A 15,483-nucleotide genomic window follows, 5' to 3' on the forward strand; every position below is an offset into this window, starting at 1 on the left:
AGCTGCCGCTTGTGCTTTCCAGCGCAATGCGTAAGATGCCTCCTTCGGCCCGGAACGGAACATGCTCGAACGCTTCTTGCCCTCCCATGACGCCATCAAGCGCAGCCGCCTGCTGCGCTGGCTCGGGCCGCGCATCCACGACCCGTTGCTGTGGCACATCAATCGTCGCGCGGTCGCCCGCGGCGTTGCCATGGGCGTGTTCTTCGGGCTGATGATCCCGATCGCACAGATCCCCGCCGCGGCTATGGCTTCGCTGCTGCTGCGCGGCAACCTGTGGATCGCCGCCGTGTCCACGTTGATCAGCAACCCCCTGACCTACGGCCCCCTTTATTACTTCGCCTACCGGCTCGGAGCCGGGGTGATCGGCACGCGCATGCCGGCCGAACTGACGCCTGACGAGCTCGAAGCACCGATCCGCATGATCGACTCGTTCGCCCAGGCTTGGCACTGGGTCACCGGCATCGGCCAGCCCTTGCTGGTCGGCATGCTGATCATGGCCGTCACCGGCGCAACCCTCGGCTACTGGGGCACTCAGCTGTTCTGGCGCATCAGGGTGACGAACAAGTGGCGGCACGCACGCCGCAGCCGGCAGCTGCGCCCCAAGGCCACGCCCCCCGGGCCGCTCGGCAGCGCCTGAACCCGCTCACCGGGCAGGCGCAGGAGCCGCGCCACGGCGGCCCGATTCACACAAGCACGGGACGCAGGCGTATCCTTCCTTCCCTGCTCATCGCGACCGAACCAAGCACGGCAATGAACGCCCCCACTCCCGACGGCACCCTGGCTGTCATCGACGGCGTCCGTCGGGTCCATTACGACGGTTACTGGATCAAGGTCTACGACCCTCCCGCCGACTCCCTGACCGCCAAGAAACAGTTGATCCAGGCCCTCACCCGGCGCCTGTTCAACCATGTCGAGCACGGTATCAACATCCCCGGAAAACGGCTCGACGACGCCCGCAGGACCTACGAAGCAGAACAGGATCCGGCGCGCAAGCGGGTCAAGGGCGCGATGTTCGCCGGCGCGCTGTTCAACCGCGCCACCGACATCTTCACCAAGCTCGTCGAACTGCAGGAACTGGGCATCGAGATCGACTCGGACAACGCCCTGATGCGCGAATGCGGTCTGTGCCTGCGCGAGGCGCTGACCCTCGGCCGCCTCGTGCTGCACCGCAGCGGGGACGAAGGCATCGACGAGCTGTGGGGCGAGCCGTTCCGCGCCTTCTCGATTCCGGTCGAGGCGTTCTATGAAAGCCGCTACATCAAGATCGCCCAGGCCCTGCGCGACCTCGACCGCATCGCCGGGGCAATGGCGGGCGCGTTCGGCTCCACCCCGCTGTTTCGCGGCATCGAACCCCTCATCGCCGACTTCGTCCGCCTCGCCAAGATCAAGTGCGAGACCTTGCGTACCGACTCCGAAATCTTCGACGTGTGGGCGGATTTCGTCGTCGCCTCCGAACGGCTCGCCGCGATCGCGCCCGGGCTGTCCCCGGCCTCGAGTGCGCACGAGCGCCAACTCGCCAGCGATGGCATGCGCCTGATCCTGCAGGGGCGCGACCTGCTCACCGATATCACCCGTGCCCGCGTCACCATGCCCAAGAGCGCGCGCGAATACATCGCGCGCTGCGAAACATTCACCGCCCTCGCGCAGGGCGCCACCTACGCGCCGTTCACCACGATCGGCGAACGGCGCTGAAACCACGCCGGCTCAGGCACTCACGCGATCACGCCGCCGCCCAGGCACACGTTCGACTCGTACACCACCACGCTCTGCCCCGGGGTGAGCGCCCACTGCGGCTGAGCGAAGGCGATCTCGGCGCGGCCGCCGGCGATACGGTCGATCTCGCACGGCATGTCGGGTGTGCGGTAGCGCGGCTTGGCGGTGTACACCCAGTGGGTGTGGGGGTCGCGGCCGGCGATCCAGTTGAGGTCGGTGGCCACCAGGCGGTCGCGCAGTAGCGCTGGATGCTCATGGCCCTGCACCACGTAGAGCACGTTGGCCTGGACGTCCTTCTTCGCCACGTACCAGGCCTCGTGCTCACCGGCCTCGTCCTGGTTGCCCTTGATGCCACCGATCAGCAGCCCCTTGCGCTGACCGATGGTGTGGTACATCAGCCCCTGGTGCTCGCCGAGCACGCGCTCGTCGTCGAGCGCGCGGATCTCGCCCGGCTGGGTCGGCAGGTAGCGCATCAGGAACTCGCGGAACGGGCGCTCGCCGATGAAGCAGATGCCGGTCGAATCCTTCTTGGTGGCCACGTGCAGGCCCGCCTGCTCGGCGATCCGGCGCACCTCGCGCTTGTACAGGGTGCCGAGCGGAAACAGCGTCTTCGCCAGCTGCGCCTGGTTCAGCCGGTAGAGGAAGTAGCTCTGGTCCTTGGTGCCGTCCTCGGCCTTCAGCAGCTGGTACTCGCTGCGCCCGTCGTTGGTCCACTCGCGCACCTGGGCGTAGTGGCCGGTGGCGATGCGCTCGGCACCGAGCTGCAGCGCATGGTCGAGAAAGCAGCGGAACTTGATCTCGGAGTTGCACAGGATGTCGGGGTTGGGCGTGCGCCCGGCCTCGTACTCGCGCAGGAAGTCGGCGAACACGCGGTCCTTGTATTCGGCGCTGAAGTTCACCACCTCGAGGTCGATGCCGATGACGTCGCACACCGAGGCGACGTCGACCAGATCCTGCCGGCTCGAGCAATATTCGGAATCGTCGTCGTCCTCCCAGTTCTTCATGAACAGGCCGGTCACCTGGTAGCCCTGCTGCTTGAGCAGCAGCGCGGTCACCGACGAATCGACCCCGCCGGACATGCCGACGACCACCTTCATCCCACCCACATCCTTACTGGACATCCGGTCCACCTCCATTGAGCCATTCAGCGAGCGGCAACACGATTGCCGCCTCGCCATTGTCGACGAACCAGCTATCGACCGCATAATGTGCCCCCACCGCCGCCGGCATCTCGGCCCGCGCTTCCGTGGGGATGTCGTGCACTACATCGGAGCAGTCGCACAGGGCGAGCAAAGTCGCCACGTGATCCGGAATTTCCGGCTCCGCAGGCGCCCGCGCGGGAGGAGGCAGTTCCTCGATCGCGGCGCTGAAGTGCTGGAAGATCAGACGACTGCGCCGCGCGCGCGGCAGCACCCGGTGAAAACGCAGCCAACCACGCGCCTCGAGCAGCTGCAGCATGCGGGTCGTCGAGACGGAATGGTCGATGCAATCCATGCGCCCCTCGCCCCCACCATCGAGCAGGTTGCCGCGCCGGTCGGCGCCGACCGGCGTCTGCGTTCCCGCCCCCCGGTACAGCCAGCCCAGCACTTCGGCCAGGGCGGCACGCTCGCCAGAGGCGTCCCCGGCCCGGGCCAGTTTGCGGCGCACCCGCTCGAGCTGCCCAGGGTCGATCACGACCGTCTCCTCACGCCGGCAGCCGTAGTTATAGCAGATATCGAACCGCGCCCCCGCCCCCGCCGCCGCCCTCGCCATTTCCGGACCGGCCGCGCCCGCCCGTGGCGACAGGCCGGCAGCCAAGGGGGCGGAGAAGAAGGCAGGAAGGAAGACGGCAAGGGCCAGGAGCCACCGCCGGATCACCCCCATCCGCATCCCCCGCACATCAGTAATGGCGCAGCAGCGACAGCGGGAAACGCTGCCCGGCGACCCAGTCGTCGACGCACTGCAGGATCATCGGACTGCGGTGGCGCTCGGCCGTGGCGCGCAGTTCGTCGGGCGTCAGCCACAGCGCACGCACGATACCGTCGTCGAGGCGCCGCCCGGACACCTCGCCATCGACCCGCCCGCCGAAGGCGAAGCGCAGGTAGGTGATGTCGCCCTGCGGCCGGGTCCATTGGTAGACCCCGACCAGGTATTCCGGAGTAAAGCGGTGGGCGGTCTCTTCGAGCGTTTCGCGCACGACCGCTTCGAGCAGCGACTCGCCCTCTTCCAGATGGCCTGCCGGCTGATTGAAGCGCAGCCCTTCGGGCGTTTCCTCCTCGACCAGCAGAAAGCGGCCGTCGCGCTCGATCACTGCGGCAACGGTGACATTGGGTTTCCAGCTGCGCTCTTTCACGTCTCGCCACTCCGCCAGGACAGGGGGCGCATTTTACCCCGTGCCGCGGTCCACGCCGCCGCCCGGGCGAGCGCTTTGCGCTAGAATTGCGCGGCTCGGCGCCCGCACACCGCGGACCCCATTCATTCTTGATACAGGCGGAGATTTTGATCATGTCCATGGCTGATCGTGACGGTTTCATCTGGCAAGACGGCAAGCTCGTTCCGTGGCGCGAAGCGACCACCCACGTGCTGACCCATTCCCTGCACTACGGGCTGGCCGTCTTCGAAGGCGTACGCGCCTACAACACCGTCTCCGGAACCGCCATCTTCCGCCTCGCCGAGCACACCCAGCGCCTGATCAACTCGGGCAAGATCTACATGATGGACATCCCGTACTCGAAGGATGAACTCATGGAGGCACAGAAGGAGGTCGTGCGCGCGAACAAGCTCGAATCCTGCTACCTGCGCCCGATCGCCTTCTACGGCTCGGAAAAGATGGGCATCTCCACCCGCGGCGCGACCGTGCATGTGGCCATCGCAGCCTGGCCGTGGGGCGCCTACCTGGGCGAGGAAGGCCTGGAGAAAGGCATCCGCATCAAGACCTCGTCCTACACCCGCCACCACGTCAACTCGACGATGCCACGTGCCAAGCTCGCCGCAACCTACCCGAACTCGATCCTCGCCAACCTCGAAGTCACCAAGCAGGGCTACGACGAGGCCCTGCTCCTCGACAACCAGGGCTTCGTTGCCGAAGGCGCCGGCGAGAACCTCTTCGTGGTCAAGGACGGCAAGATCTTCGAACCCGAGATCGCCTCCGCGCTGACCGGCATCACCCGCGACTCGGTGATCACCATCGCGCGCGAATTCGGCTACGAAGTCCAGGCCAAGCGCCTCACCCGCGACGATATCTATCTCGCCGACGAAGCCTTCTTCACCGGCACCGCGGCCGAAGTGACGCCGATCCGCGAACTCGACGACCGCACGATCGGCGCCGGCAGGCGCGGCCCGGTCACCGAGAAGATCCAGGCCCGCTTCTTCGACGTCGTCAATGGCCGCGCGCCCGAATACGGCCACTGGCTGGCCCACGTCTGACACTTCCGTTCTGCGAGAACCGTCCCATGGTTGAAAACACCGACAAGACCCAGGCCGTCGCCATTGCCGCGAAGGATCTCCCCCTGCACTGCCCGCCCCCGGGAGCACCGCTGTGGGCGCGCCACCCGCGCGTGTTCCTCGACATCCTGAAGACCGGCGAAGCCGTGTGCCCGTACTGCAGCGCACATTACGTGTTCACCGGCGAGCGCCCGAAGGGGCACCACTGAAGCACGCCCCGGCCTCCGGGCCGGTCCGTCACGGGGGCCGCAGGCCCCCTTTTTCATTGCGGGCACAGTCCGCAGCCGGCGCTCAATCGAAGGTTTCCGCTTCGGCCAGCGCCTTGCCCTGCGCGTCCTTCCCCGACAGCTGCGGCGCGCCTTCCAGCGGCCACCCGACTCCGACCGCGGGGTCGTTCCAGGCCAGGCAGCGCTCGTATTCGGGGGCGTAGTAATCGGTCGTTTTGTAGAGGAAGTCGGCGCTGTCGCTGAGCACCACGAAGCCGTGGGCGAAGCCCGGCGGCACCCACAGCTGGCGATGATTGTCCGCCGACAGCTCCACCCCCACCCATTTGCCGAAGCTCGGCGAGCGGCGACGCAGATCCACCGCGACGTCGAACACCCGCCCGTTCACGACACGGACGAGCTTCCCCTGCGGCTGGCGGATCTGGTAGTGCAGGCCGCGCAGCACCCCTTTCGCCGAGCGCGAATGGTTGTCCTGGACGAACGCCGCATCGACTCCGGTGGCGTCGCGAAAAGCGCGCGCATTGAAGCTTTCGAGGAAAAACCCGCGGCTGTCGCCGAACACCTTCGGCTCCAGCACCAGCACCTCCGCAATCGCCGTTTGCGTGACCTTCATCAGAACACCTTTTCTTCCAGCAGCCGCTGCAGATATTGCCCGTAGCCGTTCTTCGCCAGCGGCGCCGCCAGCGCCTGCAGCTGTGCGGCATCGATCCAGCCCTCCCGCCAGGCGACCTCTTCCGGGCAGGCGATCTTCAGGCCCTGGCGATGCTCGATGGTCTGGATGAACATCCCGGCCTCAAGCAGGCTTTCATGGGTGCCGGTGTCGAGCCAGGCATGACCGCGCCCCATCACCTGCACGTCGAGCGCGCCCCATTCGAGGTAGCGCCGGTTCACGTCGGTGATCTCCAGCTCCCCGCGTGCGCTCGGGCGCAGGCCTCGCGCCACCTCGACGACCCTTTCATCGTAGAAATAGAGCCCGGTGACCGCGTAGCGGCTCTTCGGCCGCAGCGGCTTTTCCTCCAGGCTCACCGCACGTCCGTCACGGTCGAACTCGACCACGCCGTAGCGCTCCGGATCCTGCACCGGATAGGCGAACACCGAGGCGCCCACCGTACGCAGCGCGGCCCGCTGCAGCGCATCGGCAAGATCGTGGCCGTAGAACAGGTTGTCCCCCAGCACCAGGGCCGAAGGGCCGCCAGCGAGGAAGTCCTCGCCGATCAGGAAGGCCTGGGCAAGGCCGTCCGGGCTGGGCTGGACAGCGTACTCGAAACGCACCCCCCACTGGCTGCCGTCGCCCAACAACTGTCTGAAGCGCGGCGTGTCCTGCGGCGTCGAGATGATCAGGATCTCCCGGATTCCGGCCAGCATCAGCGTGGTGAGCGGGTAGTAAATCATCGGTTTGTCGTAGACCGGCAGCAGCTGCTTGGAAACGGCCAGCGTCGCCGGATGCAGCCGGGTGCCCGAGCCCCCGGCGAGGATGATGCCCTTGCGTGTCGTCATCGGAATCCTGCTCGCAAAAAGAAAAAAGGCGGGAAAATGCCCGGCGCGGATTGTAAACCCTCACTCCCGCCTCGAAAAAAGAACCTGACGTCGAGCACGATCCGGCTTCATCCGCCCGTCAGCCACAAAGCAAAGATCGGCACGGATCCGAACGCAGGCCTTCACTCCCTCGCCAGGGGGCATAGAATGCGCACCTCCGTTACCGCTTTCGTTTTCGCTTTTTCCTTCCGGACCGCCCCATGACCACGCCCCGCTACGCCCCTCCCGCTCCCGAAATCTTCAAGGCCTACGACATCCGCGGCATCGTCGATACCGTGCTGACCCCGGACGCGGTGCGTGCGATCGGCCACGCCCTGGGCTCCGAAGCGGTGGCGCGCGCCCAGCGGGCGATCGCCGTCGGCCGCGACGGCCGGCTGTCCGGCCCGGCGCTGGCCGGGGCGCTGGCCGAAGGCATCCGCGCCGCAGGCGTCGACGTCATCGACATCGGCTGCGTGTCCACGCCGCTGACCTATTTCGCCGCCCACGCCCTGGGCTGCGACTCCTGCGTTTCGGTCACCGGCAGCCACAACCCGCCCGACTACAACGGCCTGAAGATGGTACTCGGCGGGCAGACCCTGTACGGCGAGCTGATCCAGGCCCTGCGCCGGCGCATCGTCGACGACGAGCTGGCGGCCGGAGAAGGCGCGCTGCGCAGCGCCGACGTCCGCACCGCCTACCTCGACCACATCATCGCCGACGTCAGACTCGCGCGCCCGATGAAGATCGTCATCGACTGCGGCAACGGCGTCGCCGGCGGCATCGCGCCCGAACTTTTCCGCCGCCTCGGCTGCGAGGTCATCGAGCTCTTCTGCGTGGTGGACGGCACCTTCCCCAACCATCACCCCGACCCGTCCAAGCCCGAGAACCTGCAGGACGTGATCCGCGCCCTGCGCGACACCGACGCCGAACTGGGCCTGGCCTTCGACGGCGACGGCGACCGCCTCGGCGTGGTCACCAAGGACGGCGAGATCATCTTCCCCGACCGCCAGCTGATGCTGTTCGCCGAGGACGTGCTGACCCGCGTGCCCGGCGGCGAGATCATCTTTGACGTCAAATGCACGCGCAACCTCGCCCCCTGGATCCGCGCGCGCGGCGGCAAGCCGACGATGTGGAACACTGGCCACGCGCTGGTCAAGGCCAAGCTGAAGGAAACCGGTGCCCCTCTCGCCGGCGAGATGAGCGGCCACATGTTCTTCAAGGAACGCTGGTTCGGCTTCGACGACGGGCTCTATGCCGGCGCCCGCCTGCTCGAGATCCTGTCCGCACGTCCCGACCCCAACGCCGCGCTGAAAGCGCTGCCGAACGCAGTCAACACGCCCGAGCTGAACCTGAAGATGAACGAGGGCGAGCCGTTCGAGCTGGTGCGCCGGCTGCAGCAGAGCGCACGCTTCGACGGCGCCGGCGAACTGATCACCCTCGACGGCGTGCGTGCCGAATACGCCGACGGCTTCGGCCTCGCCCGCGCCTCGAACACCACGCCGGTGATGGTGCTGCGCTTCGAAGCCGATGACGAAGGCGCCCTGGCACGCATCCAGGGCGCCTTCCGCGCCGCGATCGACAGCGTCTGGCCGGGACTGAAGCTGCCGTTCTGAAGCCCTCATGCCGCCGGTAATACGCACAGCGCCCCGCACACCGCGGGCCGATGCCTTTCCCGGCATGGACAAAATACGGGAACGCGTACTATCTATAGAGTAGCGGGGGTGCTCGAGGAGTGGGTTATGGCGAACCGGAACTACAGCCGCGCGGACTGGCAGACGGCGCAAGTCGTCGACGACGTCGTGGCTTACCTCATGCGTGGCGGGCGGCCCGCAAGCGCCAGGTCGTTCATGAACGAGCACCTCGTCCCACCGGCGGTTCAACGCCGCGTACTGGCCAACCAGGCCGCCGTCAGGCACAGGATTTCGCCCGCAGCCTAGCAGCTCTGCGCCCCCACGGCATGCCGACCGTCGAGCCCGGCCGCCCCCCGCGCGGCTGCGACAGGAGGGCGTTCGTGCACGCGCCTGAAGCTTTGTTTCGGCGGGCAGGTTAGAGCTTCGCCTCTACCCAGCCTCGCACCGCAGCCAGTGCCGCCGGCAGGTTTTCCGGCCGGGTACCACCCGCCTGGGCCATGTCCGGACGCCCGCCGCCCTTGCCCCCGACCTGCTGGGCGACGAAGTTGACCAGCTCGCCGGCCTTGACCTTGCCGGTCTGATCGGCAGTGACGCCGGCGATCAGGCTGACCTTGCCTTCGCTCGCCGCCGCCAGCACGATCACCGCCGACTTCAGCTTGTCCTTGAGCTTGTCCAGGGTCTCGCGCAGGGTGGGGACGTCGGCGCCTTCGAGCACCGCCGCCAGCACCTTGACCCCGGCGAGCTCCACCGCCTGCCTGGCGAGATCGTCGCCCTGGCTGGCGGCGAGCTTGCTTTTCAGGCGCGCGACTTCTTTTTCCAGCATGCGGACGCTGTCGAGGATGCCGGCGACGCGCTCGGCAGCTTCGTCCGGCTGGACCTTGAGCAGCGCGGACATGCCCTGCACCCGGCGCTCCTGCTCCTGCAGGTAGCGCAGTGCGTTCTCGCCGGTAATCGCCTCGATGCGGCGGATGCCGGCGGCGACACCGCCTTCGCTGATGATCTTGAACAGGCCGATGTCGCCGCTGCGTGAGACGTGGGTGCCGCCGCACAGCTCCTTCGAGCTGCCGATCGACAGCACCCGCACTTCGTCGGCGTACTTCTCGCCGAACAGCATCATCGCGCCGGATTTCTGCGCCGCCTCGAGCGCCATGACCTCGGCCTGCGTCGCCGAGTTGGCGAGGATCTCGCGGTTGACGATCTCCTCGACCTCACGGATTTCCTCGGCGCTCATCGGTGCGGTGTGGGCGAAGTCGAAGCGGGTCTTGTCGGGGTCGACCAGCGAGCCCTTCTGCTGCACGTGGGCGCCGAGCACCTCGCGCAAGGCCTTGTGCATCAGGTGGGTGACCGAGTGGTTGCGTGCGGTGGCGGCGCGCGCGGCGACGTCCACCCGGGCGCTCACGCCCTGGCCCACCGCGAGCCTGCCGGTGCGCACCACGCCGTGGTGGCCGAACACCGCAGCCTGGATCTTCTGCGTATCTTCCACGCCAAAGATGCCGGCGGCGGCGCGCAGCTCGCCGCGGTCGCCGACCTGGCCGCCGGACTCGGCGTAGAACGGGGTGTGGTCGAGCACGACCACGCCGATCTCGCCCTCGAGCAGTTCGTTGACCGGGGCGCTGTCCTTGTACAGGGCGAGGATGTTGCCCTTTTCCTCCAGCAGCTCGTAGCCGTGGAACGTGGTCGCGGGGCCGTCGTATTCCAGGTTCGCCGCCATCTTGAACTTGCCCGCGGCGCGCGCCTGTTCCTTCTGCCGCGTCATTGCGGCATCGAAGGCGGCGGCATCCACGGTCACGTCACGCTCGCGGCAGATGTCGGCGGTGAGGTCGAGCGGGAAGCCATAGGTGTCGTGGAGCTTGAAGGCGGTGTTGCCGTCGAAGACGGTCTTGTCGGCGGCTGCCATCGCAGCGAGTTCGGCCTCGACGATCGCCATGCCGCTCTCGATGGTGGCGAAGAAGCGTTCCTCCTCCTGGCGCAGCACGTCCGTGATGCGGCGCTCGCCGTCCCTCAGCTCGGGATAGGCGCTGCCCATCTCGCCGACCAGATCGGGCACCATCTTGTGGAAGAAGGCGGCACGTGCGCCCAACTTGTAGCCGTGGCGGATGGCGCGGCGGATGATGCGGCGCAGCACGTAGCCACGGCCCTCGTTGCCCGGAATCACGCCGTCTGCGATCAGGAAGGAACAGGCACGGATATGGTCGGCGAGCACCTTCAGCGAGGGCGAATCCAGGTCGGCGCCGGAAGCCTCGCCCCCCACTTCACGATAAGCAGCCTTGATCAGGGCCTGGAAGAGGTCGATCTCGTAGTTGGCGTGCACGCCCTGCAGCACCGCAGAGATGCGCTCCAGGCCCATGCCGGTGTCGACCGAGGGCCGGGGCAGCGGATGCATCACGCCCTGCTCGTCGCGGTTGAACTGCATGAACACGTTGTTCCAGATCTCGATGTAGCGGTCGCCGTCTTCCTCGGGCGATCCCGGGGGGCCGCCCCAGATGTGCTCGCCGTGGTCGTAGAAGATCTCGGTACACGGGCCGCAAGGTCCGGTGTCGCCCATCATCCAGAAGTTGTCCGAGGCGTAGCGCGCGCCCTTGTTGTCGCCGATGCGGATCACGCGCTCGGAAGGCACGCCGACTTCCCTGGTCCAGATCTCAAACGCCTCGTCGTCCTCGGCGTACACCGTGACCCAGAGCTTGTCCTTGGGCAGCTTGAAGACCTCGGTGAGCAGCTCCCAGGCGTATGAAATCGCGTCGCGCTTGAAGTAGTCGCCGAAGCTGAAGTTGCCCAGCATCTCGAAGAAGGTATGGTGGCGCGCGGTGTAGCCGACGTTCTCGAGGTCGTTGTGCTTGCCGCCGGCGCGCACGCATTTCTGCGAGGTGGTGGCGCGGCTGTAGGGACGCTTGTCGAAGCCGAGGAAGACGTCCTTGAACTGGTTCATGCCGGCGTTGGTGAACAGCAGCGTCGGGTCCTCGTGCGGCACAAGCGAGCTGGAAGCCACGATCTGGTGGCCCTTGGATTCGAAGAACTTGAGGAAGGCGTCGCGGATTTCGGCAGATTTCATGAAGGATCCAGAGGAGAAAAGAGTTCGAGTCGTGTTCCTGGGTCGCGCACGCGGGGGCGCGGATCAATGTGTGTTGTCGCGCAGCGGATTGGCCAGCCAGGCGCCGTCCGGCAGGCGGTAGATGTCGAAGTCGCTGTCGATCGACAGTACCTCCCGGCAGCCTGTCTGCACGGCCAGCTGCACCACCGAGGCATCGGCGAGGTCCATTGGACGATCGCGATACCTGTCGATCAGGCCCGCGACGGCGCCGATACTGCCCTGCTCCAGCTCGGCGATCGCCAGCCCGCCACGGTCGATCCAGCTCAGCAGGCGCAACTGCGCATCGACGCTGTAGCGCAGCAGATGCATGACCTCGGTCAGCACCGGCCAGGTCGTCACCAGCGAAACCTCGTTGCCGCGCAGGAAGGACACGCAGGCCTGATGGTGCCGGTCGGCCGGGTTGAACAGCGCCAGCAGCGGCCCCGCGTCAACGATCATGCTTCGCACGCAGCGACTCCGTCAGGTAGTCCTTGCGGCGCTCGGCGAGGTCCGTCGGCCCGGCGTCGGCGCCGCCGAAAAGGTCCTTGCCAAGCTCGTAGGGAGTCTTGCGCGGAGCGACGCGCGCGAGGTACTCGCGCAAGCTGGCCTTGACCAGCTCGCTCTTGCTGCGCCCGGTCTGCGCGGCGGCACGCGCGAGTTCGGACTCGAGCTCGGGGTCGAGGCGGATCGACAGGGTCATGGGGCCGGCTTCCTGTATTACACAACGTAATGCATCGTATGACGCGCTGCGATCGAAGTCAATTTCGCCCCGCCCCACCTATAATTATGTGTTACGACAATCACCCCAACTCGAGAACATCATGGGCAACCGCCTCTCCAAGATTTACACCCGCACCGGCGACGCCGGCACCACCGGCCTGGGCGACGGCAAGCGGGTATCGAAGAACAGCCTGCGCATTCACGCCCTGGGCGAAGTCGACGAGACCAATGCCGTGGTCGGCCTGCTGCTGTGCGAGGAATTGCCCGACGCGGTGCGCGCACTGCTCACCGACGTCCAGCACGACTTGTTCGACCTTGGCGGCGAAGTGTGCATCCCCGGCATGAGCATGATCACCGGCAAGCAGGTGACCCGCCTGGAAGAGACGCTCGACGGCTTCAACGAAGCGCTGCCGCCGCTCAAGGACTTCATCCTGCCCGGCGGCAGCCGGGCTGCGGCGCTCGCCCACCACGCCCGCACCGTATGCCGCCGCGCCGAGCGCGCGCTGGTCGCGCTGGCGCTGGAAGAAGCGGTGAATGACGGCCCGCGCCAGTACCTCAACCGGCTGTCGGACCTGCTCTTCGTCCTCGGCCGCGTGCTCAACCGTGCCGCTGGGCGCGACGATGTGCTGTGGCAGAAGCGCAAGAACGCCTGATCAACCCGCCTCAAACAGGGAGCCCTGGACCTTCGCCTGCTCGTTGTCGGCGCGCTCGTCGAAGCGCACGCCGACACCGAGCAAGCGCACCGGCAGCGCCTTGCGCGCATGTGCTTCGCCCAGCAATCGGAGCCACACCGCCTCGTCGGGCGCGCTGCTGAGGCATTCGGCGGTGGTCCGGCTGAAATCGGAGAAACGCACCTTGACGAAAGCCTTGTGCACCGCAGGGCGGTCGCGCGCGCGCTCGAAGCGGCGGCGGAAATCCTCCAGCAGCGCGCACAAGGCGGCACGGCAGGCCGCCAGGTCGTGCAGGTCCGGCGTGTAGGTGGTTTCGACCGACAAGGACTTGCGGATCCGGTCCGGCTGCACCGCGCGCTCGTCGAGGCCGCGACACAGCCGGTGCAGGCTGGCGCCGAAGCTGCCGAATTCACGGGTGAGATCGGCTACGCTCCAGCTGCGCAGGTCACCGCAGGTGTGCACGCCGAGCCGGTTGAGCTTGCCTGCAGTGACCTTGCCGACGCCGAAGATCTTGTTCACCGGCAGCGCGGCGACGAAGGCATCCACATCCTGCGGGCGGACGACGAACTGACCATCGGGCTTGTTCCAGTCGCTCGCCACCTTGGCGATGAACTTGTTGGGGGCGATCCCGGCCGAGGCGGTGATGCCGACTTCGTCGCGAATGCGGGCGCGGATTTCCTGCGCCATCAGCGTCGCCGAGCCGCGACAGCGATCCACGCCGCTGACGTCGAGATAGGCCTCGTCGAGCGACAGCGGCTCGACCAGCGCGGTGTACCCGCGATAGATGGCGAGAATCCGCTGCGAAGCGGCACGGTAGCGCTCGAAGTCGGGCGGCAGCAGGATCAGCCCGGGGCATCGCTGCAGCGCCCGCGCGGTCGGCATCGCCGAATGCACGCCGAAGGCGCGCGCCTCGTAGTTGCAGGTGGCGATCACGCCGCGCGTCTCGGCCCGCCCCCCGACCGCCAGCGGGCGCCCGCGCAGCGAAGGGTCGTCGCGCATCTCGACCGCGGCATAGAAACAATCGCAGTCGCAATGGATGATCTTGCGCGTGGTCATGCTCACACCGGGTGCCCTCCGGCATCGCGGCGCGCTCCGGCCCGGTCCGCATCCATGCCCCGGTAGGACGGCCCGCCCATGACTTCACCCCGTGCCGCAAACGGCAAGGGCGTGCCGGCGCGGACGGCGCCCCGGCACGCCTTTAACCGTTTACTCGAACTCGGCCGCGCGCTTGACCCGGCGCTGGCGCACCGCCTCGGCGAGAATGTCGAGCACCTGCACACTGTCTTCCCAGCCGATGCAGGCATCGGTGATGCTCTTGCCGTACTCGAGCTCCTTGCCCGGCATCAGGTCCTGGCGCCCTTCCTTGAGGTGGGACTCGACCATCACCCCCATGATCCGCTCATCGCCGGCAGCCATCTGGGCGGCGGTATCCTTCGCCACCTCGATCTGCAGCCGGTGCTGCTTGCGGCTGTTGGCGTGGGAAAAATCGATCATCACCTTCGAGCAGACGCTGGCAGCGGCCAGCTCCTTGCTTGCGACATCGACGCTCGCGGCGTCGTAGTTCGGCTCCTTGCCGCCGCGCAGGATCACGTGGCAGTCCTCGTTGCCGCGGGTGGACACGATCGCCGAATGGCCGGCCTTGGTCACCGACAGGAAGTGGTGCGGCGCCTGCGCGGCCTTGATCGCATCGACCGCGATGCGCAGGTTGCCGTCGGTGCCGTTCTTGAAGCCGACCGGACACGACAGGCCGGAAGCGAGTTCGCGGTGCACCTGGCTTTCGGTGGTGCGCGCGCCGATTGCCCCCCAGGCGATCAGATCGGCGATGTACTGCGGCGTGATCATGTCGAGGAACTCGGTGCCCGCCGGCAGGCCGAGTTCGTTGATTTCCCACAGCAGCTTGCGCGCGAGGCGCACGCCCTCGTTGATGCGGAAGCTGTTGTCGAGGTAAGGATCATTGATCAGCCCCTTCCAGCCCACCGTGGTGCGCGGCTTCTCGAAATACACCCGCATCACCACGAGGAGGTCGTCCTTGAGCCGGTCGGCCTCGACCTTGAGCTTGTTCGCATAATCGATCGCAGCCGCGGCATCGTGGATCGAGCATGGCCCGATCACCACCAGCAGACGGTCGTCGGCGCCATAAAGGATGCGGTGGATACCCTGGCGCGCCTCGTAGGCGACTGCCGCGGCCTTCGGCGTGGCCGGAAACTCGCGCAACACGTGCACCGGCGGCACGAGTTCCTTGATTTCCTGGATGCGGACGTCGTCGATGTGGATCTTCATGGAGGCGGGCATGCTCGAACTCTACGTCAAGGCTGGAAGAAGCTTCCGATTCTAGCCCAAAGCACGGCACGGCTGGGTTTGTCGCCGGCGATCGTACGCCTCGGAAGTCGTCCTGTTTGCGGCCTCCTGCCCTGTTTTCGGCGTCTTTTCGGATACCGGGCATCATCAGCGGAATAAGACTCGGTAAAAACAGTCAAACCACCGTAGCTTTACAGAACAGCCCCCACAGAGGCCCGCCG

The 15,483-nt window shown here is 66.9% G+C and carries 16 protein-coding genes; 6 read left to right on the forward strand and 10 right to left on the reverse strand.

Annotation, left to right across the window (positions count from 1 at the left end; translation table 11 throughout):
* Positions 1–61 precede the first annotated feature (61 nt).
* Together Tchl_RS16545 and Tchl_RS16550 are read left to right on the forward strand one after the other, a co-directional pair.
* Complete coding sequence (locus Tchl_RS16545) at positions 62–637, forward strand: DUF2062 domain-containing protein (protein ID WP_075149333.1); 576 nt, start codon at positions 62–64, stop codon at positions 635–637.
* Between the two features lie 113 nt (positions 638–750).
* Positions 751–1,692 (forward strand): hypothetical protein, encoded by a 942-nt coding sequence (locus Tchl_RS16550; protein ID WP_075149334.1) that lies wholly within the window; start codon positions 751–753, stop codon positions 1,690–1,692.
* 20 nt (positions 1,693–1,712) lie between these two features.
* Here Tchl_RS16550 and mnmA read toward each other — a convergent pair whose 3' ends face one another.
* From mnmA to Tchl_RS16565, 3 genes are all read right to left on the reverse strand, one after another.
* Positions 1,713–2,810, reverse strand: coding sequence for a tRNA 2-thiouridine(34) synthase MnmA (mnmA, locus tag Tchl_RS16555; protein WP_075149335.1), 1,098 nt, complete (start codon positions 2,808–2,810; stop codon positions 1,713–1,715).
* Positions 2,811–2,823: 13 nt separating this feature from the next.
* Entirely contained in the window at positions 2,824–3,387 is a 564-nt protein-coding gene (locus Tchl_RS16560) for a hypothetical protein (RefSeq protein WP_327359891.1), read from the reverse strand.
* Positions 3,388–3,592: 205 nt separating this feature from the next.
* Positions 3,593–4,045, reverse strand: coding sequence for an NUDIX hydrolase (locus Tchl_RS16565; protein ID WP_075149336.1), 453 nt, complete (start codon positions 4,043–4,045; stop codon positions 3,593–3,595).
* A 152-nt stretch (positions 4,046–4,197) separates the two neighbouring features.
* Here Tchl_RS16565 and Tchl_RS16570 point away from each other — a divergent pair, with 152 nt between their 5' ends.
* A complete protein-coding gene (locus tag Tchl_RS16570; RefSeq protein WP_075149337.1) occupies positions 4,198–5,118 on the forward strand; it encodes a branched-chain amino acid transaminase in 921 nt (306 codons plus the stop codon).
* 26 nt (positions 5,119–5,144) lie between these two features.
* A complete protein-coding gene (locus tag Tchl_RS16575; RefSeq protein ID WP_075149338.1) occupies positions 5,145–5,345 on the forward strand; it encodes a zinc-finger domain-containing protein in 201 nt (66 codons plus the stop codon).
* An 82-nt stretch (positions 5,346–5,427) separates the two neighbouring features.
* On the opposite strand, the gene rfbC is transcribed toward Tchl_RS16575, so the two are convergent.
* Together rfbC and rfbA are read right to left on the reverse strand one after the other, a co-directional pair.
* Positions 5,428–5,973 carry a dTDP-4-dehydrorhamnose 3,5-epimerase gene (gene rfbC, locus Tchl_RS16580; protein ID WP_075149339.1) on the reverse strand — a complete coding sequence of 182 codons (546 nt, stop codon included), beginning with the start codon at positions 5,971–5,973 and terminating at the stop codon, positions 5,428–5,430.
* On the reverse strand, positions 5,973–6,857 hold the full coding sequence (gene rfbA / locus Tchl_RS16585) for a glucose-1-phosphate thymidylyltransferase RfbA (protein WP_075149340.1): 885 nt from the start codon (positions 6,855–6,857) through the stop codon (positions 5,973–5,975). Before rfbA ends, rfbC begins: the two co-directional genes overlap by 1 nt.
* Positions 6,858–7,096: 239 nt before the next feature.
* On the opposite strand from rfbA, the gene Tchl_RS16590 reads away from it, so the two are divergent.
* The gene (locus tag Tchl_RS16590; protein WP_075149341.1) at positions 7,097–8,488 is read left to right on the forward strand and encodes a phosphomannomutase/phosphoglucomutase; all 1,392 of its coding nucleotides are present in this window, start codon (positions 7,097–7,099) and stop codon (positions 8,486–8,488) included.
* A 433-nt stretch (positions 8,489–8,921) separates the two neighbouring features.
* Here Tchl_RS16590 and alaS read toward each other — a convergent pair whose 3' ends face one another.
* The 3 genes from alaS to Tchl_RS16610 form a co-directional block, all read right to left on the reverse strand.
* Positions 8,922–11,555, reverse strand: coding sequence for an alanine--tRNA ligase (gene alaS, locus Tchl_RS16600; protein WP_075149343.1), 2,634 nt, complete (start codon positions 11,553–11,555; stop codon positions 8,922–8,924).
* A gap of 63 nt (positions 11,556–11,618) precedes the next feature.
* The gene (locus Tchl_RS16605) at positions 11,619–12,032 is read right to left on the reverse strand and encodes a type II toxin-antitoxin system VapC family toxin (protein WP_075149344.1); all 414 of its coding nucleotides are present in this window, start codon (positions 12,030–12,032) and stop codon (positions 11,619–11,621) included.
* Positions 12,022–12,273 carry a ribbon-helix-helix protein, CopG family gene (locus Tchl_RS16610; RefSeq protein ID WP_075149345.1) on the reverse strand — a complete coding sequence of 84 codons (252 nt, stop codon included), beginning with the start codon at positions 12,271–12,273 and terminating at the stop codon, positions 12,022–12,024. Before Tchl_RS16610 ends, Tchl_RS16605 begins: the two co-directional genes overlap by 11 nt.
* A gap of 121 nt (positions 12,274–12,394) precedes the next feature.
* On the opposite strand from Tchl_RS16610, the gene Tchl_RS16615 reads away from it, so the two are divergent.
* Entirely contained in the window at positions 12,395–12,946 is a 552-nt protein-coding gene (locus Tchl_RS16615; protein WP_075149346.1) for a cob(I)yrinic acid a,c-diamide adenosyltransferase, read from the forward strand.
* Here Tchl_RS16615 and dinB read toward each other — a convergent pair whose 3' ends face one another.
* Both dinB and aroG read right to left on the reverse strand, forming a co-directional pair.
* A complete protein-coding gene (gene dinB / locus Tchl_RS16620; protein WP_075149347.1) occupies positions 12,947–14,020 on the reverse strand; it encodes a DNA polymerase IV in 1,074 nt (357 codons plus the stop codon).
* A 150-nt stretch (positions 14,021–14,170) separates the two neighbouring features.
* Positions 14,171–15,256: a 3-deoxy-7-phosphoheptulonate synthase AroG gene (aroG, locus tag Tchl_RS16625; protein ID WP_075149348.1), complete on the reverse strand. Its 1,086-nt coding sequence runs from the start codon at positions 15,254–15,256 to the stop codon at positions 14,171–14,173.
* Positions 15,257–15,483 lie beyond the last annotated feature (227 nt).

Source organism: Thauera chlorobenzoica, assembly GCF_001922305.1.
Lineage (GTDB): Bacteria > Pseudomonadota > Gammaproteobacteria > Burkholderiales > Rhodocyclaceae > Thauera > Thauera chlorobenzoica.

What these genes read in the sequence shown, in the direction of transcription:
- Tchl_RS16545 (WP_075149333.1), top strand. Translation starts at nt 62, where the DNA reads ATGCTCGAACGCTTCTTGCCCTCCCATGACGCCATCAAGCGCAGCCGC.
- Tchl_RS16550 (WP_075149334.1), top strand. Translation starts at nt 751, where the DNA reads ATGAACGCCCCCACTCCCGACGGCACCCTGGCTGTCATCGACGGCGTC.
- mnmA (WP_075149335.1), bottom strand. Translation starts at nt 2,810, where the DNA reads ATGAAGGTGGTCGTCGGCATGTCCGGCGGGGTCGATTCGTCGGTGACC.
- Tchl_RS16570 (WP_075149337.1), top strand. Translation starts at nt 4,198, where the DNA reads ATGTCCATGGCTGATCGTGACGGTTTCATCTGGCAAGACGGCAAGCTC.
- Tchl_RS16575 (WP_075149338.1), top strand. Translation starts at nt 5,145, where the DNA reads ATGGTTGAAAACACCGACAAGACCCAGGCCGTCGCCATTGCCGCGAAG.
- rfbC (WP_075149339.1), bottom strand. Translation starts at nt 5,973, where the DNA reads ATGAAGGTCACGCAAACGGCGATTGCGGAGGTGCTGGTGCTGGAGCCG.
- rfbA (WP_075149340.1), bottom strand. Translation starts at nt 6,857, where the DNA reads ATGACGACACGCAAGGGCATCATCCTCGCCGGGGGCTCGGGCACCCGG.
- Tchl_RS16590 (WP_075149341.1), top strand. Translation starts at nt 7,097, where the DNA reads ATGACCACGCCCCGCTACGCCCCTCCCGCTCCCGAAATCTTCAAGGCC.
- alaS (WP_075149343.1), bottom strand. Translation starts at nt 11,555, where the DNA reads ATGAAATCTGCCGAAATCCGCGACGCCTTCCTCAAGTTCTTCGAATCC.
- Tchl_RS16605 (WP_075149344.1), bottom strand. Translation starts at nt 12,032, where the DNA reads ATGATCGTTGACGCGGGGCCGCTGCTGGCGCTGTTCAACCCGGCCGAC.
- Tchl_RS16610 (WP_075149345.1), bottom strand. Translation starts at nt 12,273, where the DNA reads ATGACCCTGTCGATCCGCCTCGACCCCGAGCTCGAGTCCGAACTCGCG.
- Tchl_RS16615 (WP_075149346.1), top strand. Translation starts at nt 12,395, where the DNA reads ATGGGCAACCGCCTCTCCAAGATTTACACCCGCACCGGCGACGCCGGC.
- dinB (WP_075149347.1), bottom strand. Translation starts at nt 14,020, where the DNA reads ATGACCACGCGCAAGATCATCCATTGCGACTGCGATTGTTTCTATGCC.
- aroG (WP_075149348.1), bottom strand. Translation starts at nt 15,256, where the DNA reads ATGCCCGCCTCCATGAAGATCCACATCGACGACGTCCGCATCCAGGAA.